Here is a 13180-nt window from a genome sequence, read left to right on the forward strand (position 1 = left end):
GAGCCTCTACAATATACGCTTCCGAAAGTTGACGAGGCAGGTATGGATTGGCAGTTCTGGATAGACCGGGGTGGTACGTTCACCGACATCGTGGCGCGTCCGCCCGATGGACGCTTGCGCACCCTGAAGCTGCTGTCCGAAAATCCCGAGCACTACGCCGACGCGGCCATCGCCGGCATCCGCCAATTGATGGGCGTGGCCAAGGGCAAGCCGATACCCGTGGCGCAGATCGGCGCCGTCAAGATGGGCACCACCGTGGCCACCAACGCGCTGCTCGAGCGCAAGGGCGAGCCGACCGCGCTGGCCATCACGCGCGGCTTTCGCGACGCGCTGCGCATCGCTTATCAAAATCGTCCGCGTCTGTTCGACCGCCATATCCTGCTGCCGGAGCTGCTGTACAGCCACGTCGTCGAAATCGACGAGCGCATGGATGCGCATGGCGACACCGTGATCGGTCTCGACATGACCACCGCACGCGCCGGACTGGCGCACGCCTACGACATGGGCCTGCGCTCGCTGGCCATCGTCTTCATGCACGGCTACCGTTATCACGCGCACGAGGTCAAGGTGGCCGAGATGGCGCGCGAGATGGGCTTTACGCAGGTGTCGGTGTCGCACGAGGTCAGCCCGATGATGAAGCTGGTGGCGCGCGGCGACACCACCGTCGTCGATGCCTACCTGTCGCCGATACTGCGGCGCTACGTCGACCAGGTGGCCAAGGAATTGCCGGGCGTGAGCCTGCAGTTCATGCAGTCCAGCGGCGGCCTGACCGACGCGCGCGCCTTCCAGGGCAAGGACAGCATCCTCAGCGGCCCGGCCGGCGGCATCGTCGGCATGGTCCGCGCCAGCAAGCTGGCCGGCTTCGACAAGGTGATCGGCTTCGACATGGGCGGCACCTCGACCGACGTGTCGCATTATTCCGGCGAGTTCGAGCGCGTGTTCGAGACCCAGGTGGCCGGCGTGCGCATGCGCGCGCCGATGATGAGCATCCACACCGTGGCGGCCGGCGGCGGCTCCATCCTGCATTTCGACGGCAGCCGTTATCGCGTGGGGCCCGACAGCGCCGGCGCCAATCCGGGACCGGCCAGCTATCGCCGCGGCGGACCGCTGGCGGTCACCGACTGCAATGTCATGTTGGGCAAGATCCAGCCGCACCATTTCCCGCAGCTGTTCGGCGCGCAAGGCCGGCAGTCGCTCGATGCGCAGGCGGTGAAGGCGAAGTTCGCCGAGCTGGCCGCGCAAATCGGCGCCGCCACCGGCAAGGAGGCCACGCCGGAACAGGTGGCCGAGGGCTATATCGAAATCGCCGTCGGCAATATGGCCAATGCGATCAAGCAGATCTCGGTGCAGCGCGGCCACGACGTGACCGAATATGCGCTGACCAGTTTCGGCGGCGCCGGCGGCCAGCACGCCTGCCTGGTGGCCGATGCGCTGGGCATGACGACGGTGTTCGTGCATTCGCTGTCGGGCGTGATGTCGGCCTACGGCATGGGACTGGCCGACCAGACGGCGATGCGCGAGGCGGCCGTCGAGGTGCGCCTGTCCGAAGACGCGCACGTGGACATGGAGGCGCGCCTGCATGCGCTGGGCCGCCAGGCGCGGGCCGACCTGCATCACCAGGGCGTGGACGACGCGCGCATCGCGCTGATCGGCCGCGTGCACCTGCGTTACGAGGGCACCGATTCGGCGCTGATCGTGCTGTTCGATACCGTCGACAGCATGAAGGCGCAGTTCGAAACGGCCTACCGCAAGCGCTATTCCTTCCTGATGCCGTCCAAGGCGCTGATCGTCGAAGCGGTGTCGGTGGAGGCGGTCGGCAAGTCCGATGCGCCGGCGGAGACGGTGGAGCCGGCGCCGCGCCGCATCTCCGGCCTGATGCCCAATGCGGTGGTGCCGATGTACACCGGCGGCAAATGGCGCCAGACCAACCTGTATCAGCGCGCCTCGACCCGCATCGGCGATGTGGTCAAGGGCCCGGCCATCATCGCCGAGGCCAATGCCACCACCATCGTGGAGGCGGGCTGGCAGGCCGAGGTCTCGCTGCACGACCACCTGGTGCTCAGGCGCGTGACGGCGCTGCCGGAGCGGCGCGCCATCGGCACCAGCGCCGATCCGGTGATGCTGGAGATCTTCAACAACCTGTTCATGTCGATCGCCGAGCAAATGGGGCTGCGGCTGCAGAACACCGCATACTCGGTCAACATCAAGGAGCGGCTGGACTTCAGCTGCGCCATCTTCGACGCCGACGGCAACCTGATCGCCAACGCGCCGCACATGCCGGTGCACCTGGGCTCGATGGGCGAGTCGATCAAGACCGTGATGCGCGAGAACGCGGGCCGGATGCGCGCCGGCGACGTCTTCATGCTCAACGATCCATACAACGGCGGCACTCATTTACCGGATGTGACGGTGATCTCGCCGGTGTTCGACGAGGCTGGCGCGCAGATCCTGTTCTACGTCGGCTCGCGCGGCCACCATGCGGATATCGGCGGCACCACGCCCGGTTCGATGCCGCCGGATTCGCGCGTGATCGAGGAAGAGGGTGTGCTGATCAATAACTTCAAGCTGGTGGACGGGGAAGCCGGCGGCCAGTTGCGCGACGCCGAGACGCGCGCCTTGCTGGCGGCCGCGCGCTACCCGGCGCGCAATCCGGAGCAGAACATGGCCGACCTGCGCGCGCAGGTGGCGGCCAACCAGAAGGGCGTCGAGGAGTTGCGCAAGATGGTGGCGCATTTCGGGCTGGACGTGGTGCAGGCCTACATGGGCCACGTGCAGGACAACGCCGAGGAGGCGGTGCGCCGCGTGATCAGCGCCTTGAAGGACGGCAGCTACACGCTGCAGCTGGACAACGGCGCGCAGATCCAGGTCGCGGTGCGGGTCGACCACGCCAACCGCAGCGCGGAGATCGATTTCACCGGCACTTCGGCGCAGCTGGAGAACAACTTCAACGCGCCGTCGGCGGTATGCATGGCGGCGGTGCTGTACGTGTTCCGCACCCTGGTCGACGACGAGATCCCGCTGAACGCCGGCTGCCTGAAACCGCTGAAAGTCCTTATTCCGCCTGGCTCCATGCTCAATCCGCATTATCCGGCGTCTGTCGTTTCGGGCAACGTGGAGACGTCGACCTGCATCACCAACGCGTTGTATGGCGCGCTGGGCGTGATGGCGGCGGCGCAGGGCACGATGAACAATTTCACGTTCGGCAATGAGCGGTATCAGTACTACGAGACCATCAGCGGCGGCTCGGGCGCGGGGCCGGGCTTCGACGGCACCAGCGTCGTGCAGACCAATATGACCAACTCGCGCCTGACCGATCCGGAGATACTGGAGTTCCGCTTCCCGGTGCGGCTGGAGAGCTACGAGATCCGCGAAGGCAGCGGCGGGGCGGGGCGCTGGCGCGGCGGCAATGGCGGCGTGCGCAAGGTGCGCTTCCTGGAAGCGATGACGGCGGCGATCCTGTCGAACAACCGCATCCACGCGCCGTTCGGCATGGCCGGCGGCGAGCCGGGCGCCTTGGGCCGCAACACCGTGGTGCGCGCCGACGGCAGCGTGGAAGAACTGCCGCACATCGGCAAGACCGCCATGCGGCCGGGCGACATGTTCATCATCGAAACCCCCGGCGGCGGCGGCTACGGCGCTCCGGGGGCGGAGGGGTAGGGCGGACGTTGGCTTACTTGCCCTTGTATATCCCAGCCTCCAGGATCACATCGTCCACGCGTACGAAATAGGTCGCTTTGTGTTCGATTTCGTTGGTGCTGGGATTGTTGTAGCGGTACTCTACCCAGCCTGTCCCCGTCTTGGCAGCGATCTCCAGGATTTCTTTGCGATAGTATTTTCCGTCCGCGTCGGGCAGCAGCACCATGTTTTTGCCGATTACTCGCGGGTTCATGGGGTGCGCCAGAGTTGTTCCATCGGTGGAGCGCATACCGAGATAAATATTGCCATTGATGAACATCGGATTTTTGTGGTTGATCTCGCTGATCAGCGCAGCTTTGCCGTTTTTTTTCATATAGCCGACCCCTTTGTCCACCAAGGCGATGGCATCGGCCGGATTGTCCGCCGCAGAAACGGCTCCGGCGTTGAGGGCCAGGGCGCATACAGGCAACAGCAGTTTCAAAAGAATTTTCATGACTGACCTTTTTGGAATTAAAGAGCGGCGGCCCGGCGCTGTGCCGTGCCGGTGTTTATCGATGCAAGACGGCAGCGCCGCCGGTTCGCCGGCCCAGTAGAACCAGCGCGGCAAGACTTATCGCGGTGGTCGACATGACGTAGAAACTTGGCGCTGTTTTGTTGTGCAGACTGTCAATCAGCAGCGTGACAATCAGCGGGGCAAACCCTCCGAACAGCGTAGCAGTGAAGTTATAACTGAGCGCCAGCCCCGTGCTACGTGTACTGGTCGGGAAGATATCCGCCAGCAGCGCTGGAATGGGCGCCAGGCATACCGCCAGTAGCAGCCCCACCAAGCCTTGAACCAGCATCAGCGTCATGACGGTAGGCCAGGTCGACAGCAGGAAGAACAAGGGGAAACTGGTGGTTCCGATTAGAATCAGTGCGATCATCATGACGCGAAGCCGGCCGTGTCGATCGGACAGACTGCCGACAACCGGTGCCGCAAACATCAGCACCGCGCCGGTGACCACCGCCCCCAGGAACGATGTACTGGCTGGCAGATGTAGCTGCTTGATGGCATAGGTAGGCATGTAAACTTTATGGACATAATTAAATGCCGTAGCCGCCGCAAATACACCGCCGCCCAGGAGCATATTGCGCCAGTCGTTGGCGAAGACTTCACGCAGTGGTGATTTCCGCTTTTGCGCAGCGCTTAGTTTTTTGAAATCGGCGGTTTCGTCGATATTGCGACGAATGTATAAACCTACCGGGCCGATCAGCAGGCCGATAGCGAACGCCACCCGCCACCCCCAATCGCTTACCTGCGCGTCGCTAAGGTTGGCGCTCAGGAGTGCGCTGATCCCGGCCGCCATGACTGTCGCCAAGCCCTGCGTGGACATTTGCCAACTGGCGAAAAAACCTCGTCGTTTGGTGTCGGCGTGTTCAACCATGAACGCTGTCGCGGCACCGAATTCCCCGCCGGTGGAGAAGCCCTGCAGCATGCGCGCCGCCACAATAACGGTTGGTGCCGCGATGCCGATCTGTGCATAGGTTGGCACGAAGGCGATCATGGCCGTACCTAACATCATTAACCCGATCGACACGGTCAACGACGCCTTGCGCCCAGCCCGGTCGGCATAACTGCCGAGTATGATCGCGCCCAGCGGACGCGTAACGAAGGAAATGCCGAATGATGCAATGCTGAGCAACAAGGACGTGGCTTCATTGTCAGCAGGGAAGAAGAGCTTGCCAATTACGATGGCAAAATAACCATAGATCAACAAGTCATAAAATTCCAGCGCATTGCCTATGCTGGCTGCACAAATCTCACGCCATGGATTTTTGTGCGAACGCGCCGTTGCATCGCTCATCTCCTTGGGAAGTTCATTTGCCTGCGTTTTAGCATGAGTTCCCATGCGTACGTCTCCTTATAATTAATTGTTCCAGTCTATATGTGTGCCGCACGTCAGGAACTGCTCTTTTGGCATCGATTATTGCTTTATATGATATTCACGGCACGGCGTCGAGGGCCTGTGCAAAAAGGGGAGCGTACCTGGCTGGACGTGGTGCGTCACAACGCCTCGGGGGCGATGCGGCGCGTAACGCGGCGAATCTGAAATTAAGCGGCGGCCGTTCTCGGCAGGCGGATGGTGAAGGTGGTGCCGTCCGCGGCGCTGGAGGTGACGCCGAGCGTGCCGCCGTGCGCCTCGACGATGTCCTGGGCGATGTACAGCCCGAGCCCGATGCTCCTGGACGGCGGCCCGTCGGCGCTGGCTTCGACCGACAGCCTGACCATCGGGGCGAAGATCGCCGCCAGCGATTCGGCCGGAATGACGTTGCCCCGGTTGTTCACCGCGATCACCACCTGCTCGGCCGTGCCGCTGGCGTCCATCGTTACCGGGCCGTCGTTGGTGCCGTAGCGCGCGGCGTTGTTGAGAAGGTTGGACAGCACCTGCTGCATGCGGTGCTGGTCGAAGCTGATGGTCAGGTCGCCGGAGCCGCTCCAGCGGAACTGGCGGTCCGGATGCGCCGCCTGGGCGTCATCGAGCGCCGTGCGGCAGGTCGCGCCGATGTCGGCCATTACCGGCGTCACCGGCATCTCGCCGTCCAGCTGTGTCCTCGCGTAGTCGAGCAGGTCGTTGACCATGGAACTCATGGTGTCGACGCTGCGCTGTATCCGCGCCGCCGTCTGATCGATCTTCAGCTCGCCCGGCGGCAAGCGCGCCAGATAGGCGGCCGCCATCGACATCGTGGCCAGCGGGGTGCGCAGGTCATGGCCGAGTATGGCGAGGAAGGTGTCGCGCGTCTTGGCCGATTTGTTCGAATACGTCAGCACCGATTCGGCCAGCGCCTGGTCGATCGCTTCGTTGAAACGCATCATGTCGCCGGCAATTTCTTCGTTGACCGCCGACAGCTTCGGCAGCCACAGCCGCAGTACCGTGGCGCGCAGCGCGCGGTACTCGGCGGTCAGCTGGATCAGCGTAAAGCCGCTGGTGTGGCGCAGCGTGCCGTGGGTCGCGGCGGCGCTTTCCGGTCCGGTGGCCTCCGGCGCCTCGCCACGCGACTTGTCGTACTGCTCGTCCGGCGTCTCCTTGACATCGATCCCGTCCGCTATCGCCAGCAGTATCAGCTTGGCGTGGTCGCGCAGCGCCAGCGGCGACATTTGACCATCCTTCGGTTGCAGCGTCCGCGCGAACGATTCCCACTCCACCAGGATGGTTTCTATGTTGCTGCGGATAAAGGTGGAAAGTTTCATTTGTAAGGCCTGTTCGGTAGCGCGCAAGGTGCAGCGAACCATGATAGCTTGCGCCGCTCGCAATAGCCATAGCCGTCCGCCTGCCGATACCTGGGGCACCGGAATCCGGTACCACGGATTCGCCGCTTGTCCGCCACCGGGCCGGCGCGTACAGTCCAGGTTTTCAGGAGGCGGGTGAATCGGATGGAAGGAGAAATCACAATGCGAACGCTATTCAAGCTGCTGCGTGGACGCAAATCGCCCAGCGCGGCGATCTGGTCGGCCTTTCTGCTGTGCGCGCTGTACTTCGTCTCGTGGTACATGATCGCCCACTGGTCCAACTTCCCCGGCTCGGTAATCTGAGCTAGGCGACCGTCGCGATACCGTATTTGCGCTGGGTGTGGGCGTACTGCGCCTGCAGCGCCTCCAGCGATGGATGGGCGGGGTCGATCTTGCGCATGCGTTCCAGCAGGAACGCGCATTGCTCGCCCAGCGGTACTTCCCAGCCCAGGTCGTCGAGCTGCTTGAGGATGGCCGATGTCGCCGCCGGCAGCAGCGCCATGTTGGCCGGCGCCTTGCGCAGGGCCGCGTTCAGCGTATCGACCGCCGCCCGCAGGTCGCCCTGGCTGCGCTGATCGTGCGCATGGGCGATCAACTCGTCCACCTGGTGCTTGATCTGTTCGCCCATGCCCTCGGCCAGGTCGTGGCGGCCGGCCTTTTCAAACACGTCCACCGCGTCGTCCATCGACACGCCGCTGTCGGTGTCGTTCATCAGGTTGAGCATCAATTCCGACGCCTGCTGGTCCAGCTTGACGTTCAGGCAACTGTGCACCAGGCCGATCTTCAGCCCGGTCGACAGGCCGCGCGTGGCGCCGATGGCGTTGACGGCGTTGGTCAGCTCGGTCGCCGCGCCGGCCAGGTTGCCGGCCATTTCCTGCAGCATGCCGGCCGCGATCGCGCGGCAGGCCTCCACGTTGGCGCCGCCGCGCAAGGAGCGTTCCATGTCGCGGATCACGCCGCTGGCCTGGTTGGCGTCGCCTTTCTTGACCAGCGTCTTGACCAGCTTGACGTGATCCTCGGGGTCGCGGAATTCCGAATACTTGGCCTTGGCCACCACCTGCTTGAACGCCTTCTCGGCCATGCCGACGTCGCCGGTCTCGAACGCCACTTCGCCCAGGTGCCGCAGCCGGCTGACCATGTTGGGCGAGATGGCCACCGCGTCCTCCAGGATCTTCTTGGCTTCCTCCTGCTGGCCCATGGCCTCGTGGGTACGCGCCAGCAGGTCGTAGGCCGCCATGAACTTGGGATTGTCGGCCAGCAGTTCCTGCAGGGTCTGCTGCGCCTCGACCAGCTTCTGCTGGCCGAACTGGCAGCGCGCCATGCCCAGATGCGCCCATGCGATCGGCTTGGCCATCAGGATCACCTGGTACACGATCTCGGCCTCGGCCAGCTCGCCGATGGACACGAGCAGCTCGGCGCGCAGGCGGGCGAAGTCGATCGCGTAGCGGGGATTCTTTTCCTCGCCGCCCACGCAGTCGGCGATGGCCTTGCGCACGTTGCCGTTCTCCACCAACTGGTAGACCGGCAGGAACACGTCGCGCTTGTCGACGGCCTTGCGGATGCGCTGCAGCAGCGCGTCGACGGTGAAGGGCTTGAGCACGTAGTCGGTCGGCGTCAGTTCGGCCGCGCCGATCACCTTGCTGTAGACGCCCTCGGAGGTGAGCATGATGAAGATGGTCCACGGCGCGATCAGCTTGTGCAGGCGCAGGTCCTCGAGCAGCTGCTGGCCATCCTGGCCGTTGTTCTCTCCGCTGCCGTTGCCCAGGTCGTACTCGCACAGCACGATGTCGAACGGTTTCTTGGCCAGTTGGCGGATGGCCGTGCCGGAGCTCACCGCGTATTCGATCCTGGTGATGCCCGCCTGGTTCAGCATATTGTGCAGGCTGCCGCGCATCCCAGGGTTCGGGTCGACGATCAGCACCGACAATTCACTATATTCCGCCATGTTACGTGCCTCATCTAAAGTTAAATCTAGGATACTCCATGGAAAATCAAAATGTATGAATTCAAGGCCTTAGGAGACGAAATAGACTGAAAATGTTGCTTCGCCGGCAGTTTTTGGCCGTAATTGGCGCTGTATAGAGACAACGGTAAGGGGTATAATGCGCGCAAAGGAATTCTGCAAGACAAGTATCTCGTGCTCCATCACCCTTTAATCCGCAGCCACGCTGCATCAACCATCCTCCAAATATGTTGATTCTGCCGGGCTCCAACGCCCTGTCCGCATTCCGTAGCCAACGCCTGTTAACTCAACTGCAAGCCGCGCTGCCTGCCGTCGCCGCCGTCCAGGCGCGCTATGTCCACTTCATCGACGCCGCCGCGCCGCTGTCGGCCGACGACACCAGCCGCCTTGGCGCGCTGCTGACCTACGGTGAGCCGGCCCACGCCGACAACACCGACGGCGCAGTCGAAGAGTTCTTCGTCATCCCGCGCTTCGGCACGATCTCGCCGTGGGCCTCGAAGGCCACCGACATCGTCCACAACTGCGGCATGGCGCACGTCAAGCGCGTCGAGCGGGGCATCGCCTTCCGCATCAACCTGAAGACCGGCATTTTGGGCAGCAGCATCGGCGCCGCCAAGAAGCTGTCGGAAGAAGAAGTGCAGGCTGTCGCCGCGCTGCTGCACGACCGCATGACCGAATCGGTGCTGCGCTCGCCGGACGACGCGGCCGGTTTGTTCCGCACGCTGGACGCCAAGCCGCTGGAATCGGTGGACGTGATCGGCATGGGCAAGGCCGCGCTGGAGAAGGCCAACACGGACCTGGGCCTGGCCATGTCCGACGACGAGATCGAGTACCTGGACGCCGCCTTCACCAAGGCAGGCCGCAATCCGACCGACGTCGAACTGATGATGTTCGCGCAGGCGAACTCGGAGCACTGCCGCCACAAGATCTTCAACGCCGACTGGACCATCGACGGCGTGGCGCAAACCAAGTCGCTGTTCGGCATGATCAAGAACACCCACCAGTTGCAGCCGAAAGGCACGATCGTCGCCTACAGCGACAACTCGTCGATCATGGAAGGCGCCGAAGTGATGCGCTTCTTCCCGCAGGGCGACGCGCATCAGTACGCGCCGACCACCGAGTTGACGCACACGCTGATGAAAGTGGAAACCCATAATCACCCGACCGCGATCTCCCCGTTCCCCGGCGCCTCGACCGGTGCCGGTGGCGAGATCCGCGACGAGGGCGCGACCGGCCGCGGCGCCAAGCCCAAGGCCGGCCTGACCGGCTTCACCGTATCGAACCTGATGCTGCCGGGCGCCGTGCAGGCCTGGGAAAACGATGCCGACGTCACCGCGCCGGTCAGCGATTACCGCGACAGCACCAAGGCCTACGGCAAGCCTGACCGCATCGCCTCGGCCTTGCAGATCATGATCGAAGGCCCGCTGGGCGGCGCCGCGTTCAGCAATGAATTCGGTCGTCCGGTGCTGGGCGGTTACTTCCGTACCTACGAACAGAACATCGGCAAGCAGTTCGCCGGCGCGCAGGACACCGTGTTCGGCTACCACAAGCCGATCATGATCGCCGGCGGCATCGGCAACATCTCCGGCCAGCACACGCACAAGAACGACATCCCGGTCGGCAGCCTGCTGGTGCAACTGGGCGGTCCCGGCATGCGCATCGGCATGGGCGGCTCGGCCGCATCGTCGATGGCCACCGGCACCAACACCGCCGACCTGGACTTCGACTCGGTCCAGCGCGGCAACCCGGAAATGGAACGCCGCGCCCAGGAAGTGATCAACGGTTGCTGGCAGCTGGGCGCCAAGAACCCGATCATCTCGATCCACGACGTGGGCGCCGGCGGTTTGTCGAACGCCTTCCCGGAAATCACCAACGACGCCAAGCGCGGCGCGATCTTCGACCTGCGCAAGATCCCGCTGGAAGAAAGCGGCATGGCGCCGAAGGAAATCTGGTCCAATGAATCGCAGGAGCGCTATGTGCTGGCGATCGCGCCGGACAACCTGCCGATGTTCAAGGCGCTGTGCGAGCGTGAACGCTGCCTGTACGCCGTGGTCGGCACCGCGACCGAAGAGCGTCAACTGAAACTGATCGATCCTGAGCTGGGCAACGAGCCGGTCGACATGCCGATGGACGTCTTGCTGGGCAAACCGCCGAAGATGCAGCGCGACGTACACCACGTGCAGAACGAGCTGCCGGCCATCGACCTGACCGGCATGGACCTGGAGGAAGTGGCCAAGCGCGTGCTGCTGCTGCCTACCGTCGGCGACAAGTCCTTCCTGATCACCATCGGCGACCGCACCGTGGGCGGCATGTCCGTGCGCGACCAGATGGTAGGCCCGTGGCAGGTGCCGGTGGCCGATTGCGCCGTCACCGCGATGAGCTTCGAGGGCTACCTGGGCGAAGCGATGGCGATGGGCGAGCGTACCCCGCTGGCCGTCATCGACGCCGCAGCGTCGGGCCGCATGGCGGTCGCCGAGGCGATCACCAACATCGCCGCCGCGCCGATCAAGGATATCTCCGACATCAAGCTGTCCGCCAACTGGATGGCCGCCTGCGGCCAGCCGGGCCAGGATGCCGCGCTGTTCGACACCGTCAAGGCGGTCGGCATGGAGCTGTGCCCGGCGCTGGGCGTCAGCATCCCGGTCGGCAAGGATTCGCTGTCGATGCGCACCACGTGGAAAGACGAAAGTGACGAGAAGGCTGACAGCTTTGGCATTGCCAAAGCTGTCACTTCGCCGGTATCGCTGATCGTCTCGGCCTTCGCGCCGGTGCACGACGTGCGCAAGTCGCTGACGCCGCAGATCAAGACCGATGCCGGCGACACCGCCATCATCCTGATCGACCTCGGTCGCGGCAAGAACCGCCTGGGCGCCTCGGCGCTGTCGCTGGTCATGGGCCAGCTGGGCAACGAGACGCCGGACGTCGACAGCGCTGAAGACCTGAAAGCCTTCTTCACCGCGATCCAGCAACTGAACAACGACGGCAAGCTGCTGGCCTACCACGACCGCTCCGACGGCGGCCTGTATGGCACGCTGACCGAGATGGCCTTCGCCGGCCGCGCGGGCCTGTCGATCAACCTCGACATCCTGACGCTGGAAGAGGGCCATGGCGCCGACCAGGGCGACGCCAAGAACTGGGCCGGCCAGATCGCCGAACGCCGCAACGAGCAAACGCTGCGCGCGCTGTTCTCCGAAGAGCTGGGCGCCGTGATCCAGGTGCGCGCTGAAGAGAAGTCGCTGGTGATGGACGTGCTGCGCACCTTCAACCTCGGCGCCTGCAGCCACATCATCGGCAAGCCGAACGACCGTGGCGTGATCGAGTTCACCCGCGACGCCAAGATCATCTACGCCAAGCCGCGCGCCGAACTGCACCGCCTGTGGAGCGAGACCAGCTGGCGCATCGCCCGCCTGCGCGACAATCCGGCCTGCGCCGACGCCGAATACGACCGCATCCTGGACGTCACCGATCCCGGCATCACGCCGAAGATCACCTTCGACCTGGCGGAAAACGTGGCCGCGCCGTTCCTGGCCACCGGCGTGCGTCCGCGCGTCGCCATCCTGCGTGAGCAGGGCGTCAACTCGCACATCGAGACCGCATACGTGATGCACCAGGCGGGCTTCAACGCCGTCGACGTGCACATGAGCGACCTGATTGCCGGCCGCGTCAAGCTGGACGACTTCCAGGGCATCATCGCCGTCGGCGGCTTCTCGTACGGCGACGTGCTGGGCGCCGGCGAGGGCTGGGCCAAGACCATCCTGTTCAACGCCGCGCTGTCCGAGCAGTTCGCCCGCTTCTTCGCGCGCACCGACAGCTTCGGCCTGGGTGTCTGCAACGGCTGCCAGATGATGAGCAATCTGAAATCCATCATCCCTGGCGCACACGCGTGGCCGAAGTTCACCACCAACAAGTCGGAGAAGTTCGAAGCCCGCTTCGCGATGGTGGAGGTGCTGGATTCGCCGTCGATCTTCTTCAACGGCATGGCCGGCACGCAAACCGCGATCGCCATCGCCCACGGCGAAGGCTATGCCGACTTCACGCAGACCGGCAACATCAGCGAAGCCGTGGCAGCGATGCGCTTCGTCGACAATCGCGGCGCCGCCACGGAAGCCTATCCGTACAATCCGAACGGCTCGCCGCAAGGCTTGACGTCGGTGACGACGGCCGACGGCCGCTTCACGGTTATGATGCCGCACGCCGAACGCGTATTCCGCTCGGTGCAGCAATCGTGGCATCCAGAATCGTGGGGTGAGGATTCACCGTGGATGCGCATGTTCCGCAATGCCCGTAAATTCGTCGGTTAATTTAACGACGTG

At 64.0% G+C, this 13180-nt stretch carries 7 protein-coding genes; 3 read left to right on the forward strand and 4 right to left on the reverse strand.

The window, feature by feature from the left end; genetic code table 11:
• The first annotated feature begins 42 nt into the window (after positions 1 to 42).
• A complete protein-coding gene (locus tag ACSQ3S_RS16435; RefSeq protein ID WP_436143040.1) occupies positions 43 to 3657 on the forward strand; it encodes a hydantoinase B/oxoprolinase family protein in 3615 nt (1204 codons plus the stop codon).
• 13 nt (positions 3658 to 3670) lie between these two features.
• Here the strand turns inward: ACSQ3S_RS16435 and ACSQ3S_RS16440 are convergent, their stop codons facing one another.
• The 3 genes from ACSQ3S_RS16440 to ACSQ3S_RS16450 form a co-directional block, all read right to left on the reverse strand.
• Complete coding sequence (locus tag ACSQ3S_RS16440; RefSeq protein WP_436143041.1) at positions 3671 to 4129, reverse strand: cache domain-containing protein; 459 nt, start codon at positions 4127 to 4129, stop codon at positions 3671 to 3673.
• A 55-nt stretch (positions 4130 to 4184) separates the two neighbouring features.
• Complete coding sequence (locus ACSQ3S_RS16445) at positions 4185 to 5525, reverse strand: MFS transporter (RefSeq protein WP_436143042.1); 1341 nt, start codon at positions 5523 to 5525, stop codon at positions 4185 to 4187.
• A 203-nt stretch (positions 5526 to 5728) separates the two neighbouring features.
• On the reverse strand, positions 5729 to 6865 hold the full coding sequence (locus tag ACSQ3S_RS16450; protein ID WP_436143043.1) for a sensor histidine kinase: 1137 nt from the start codon (positions 6863 to 6865) through the stop codon (positions 5729 to 5731).
• 201 nt (positions 6866 to 7066) lie between these two features.
• Here ACSQ3S_RS16450 and ACSQ3S_RS16455 point away from each other — a divergent pair, with 201 nt between their 5' ends.
• Positions 7067 to 7207, forward strand: coding sequence for a hypothetical protein (locus ACSQ3S_RS16455; protein WP_176650624.1), 141 nt, complete (start codon positions 7067 to 7069; stop codon positions 7205 to 7207).
• A gap of 1 nt (position 7208) precedes the next feature.
• Here the strand turns inward: ACSQ3S_RS16455 and ACSQ3S_RS16460 are convergent, their stop codons facing one another.
• Positions 7209 to 8849: a response regulator gene (locus tag ACSQ3S_RS16460; RefSeq protein WP_176650625.1), complete on the reverse strand. Its 1641-nt coding sequence runs from the start codon at positions 8847 to 8849 to the stop codon at positions 7209 to 7211.
• Positions 8850 to 9094: 245 nt separating this feature from the next.
• On the opposite strand from ACSQ3S_RS16460, the gene purL reads away from it, so the two are divergent.
• A complete protein-coding gene (gene purL / locus ACSQ3S_RS16465) occupies positions 9095 to 13168 on the forward strand; it encodes a phosphoribosylformylglycinamidine synthase (protein ID WP_436143044.1) in 4074 nt (1357 codons plus the stop codon).
• The last annotated feature ends 12 nt before the right edge of the window (positions 13169 to 13180 follow it).

Source organism: Duganella sp. LjRoot269, from assembly GCF_964254095.1.
Taxonomy (GTDB): domain Bacteria; phylum Pseudomonadota; class Gammaproteobacteria; order Burkholderiales; family Burkholderiaceae_D; genus Rugamonas; species Rugamonas hordei.

Bases quoted from the DNA above. Each gene is read 5' to 3' on its own strand.
- ACSQ3S_RS16445 (WP_436143042.1), bottom strand. From the start codon at position 5,525: ATGGGAACTCATGCTAAAACGCAGGCAAATGAACTTCCCAAGGAGATG.
- ACSQ3S_RS16455 (WP_176650624.1), top strand. From the start codon at position 7,067: ATGCGAACGCTATTCAAGCTGCTGCGTGGACGCAAATCGCCCAGCGCG.
- ACSQ3S_RS16435 (WP_436143040.1), top strand. From the start codon at position 43: ATGGATTGGCAGTTCTGGATAGACCGGGGTGGTACGTTCACCGACATC.
- ACSQ3S_RS16450 (WP_436143043.1), bottom strand. From the start codon at position 6,865: ATGAAACTTTCCACCTTTATCCGCAGCAACATAGAAACCATCCTGGTG.
- purL (WP_436143044.1), top strand. From the start codon at position 9,095: ATGTTGATTCTGCCGGGCTCCAACGCCCTGTCCGCATTCCGTAGCCAA.
- ACSQ3S_RS16440 (WP_436143041.1), bottom strand. From the start codon at position 4,129: ATGAAAATTCTTTTGAAACTGCTGTTGCCTGTATGCGCCCTGGCCCTC.
- ACSQ3S_RS16460 (WP_176650625.1), bottom strand. From the start codon at position 8,849: ATGGCGGAATATAGTGAATTGTCGGTGCTGATCGTCGACCCGAACCCT.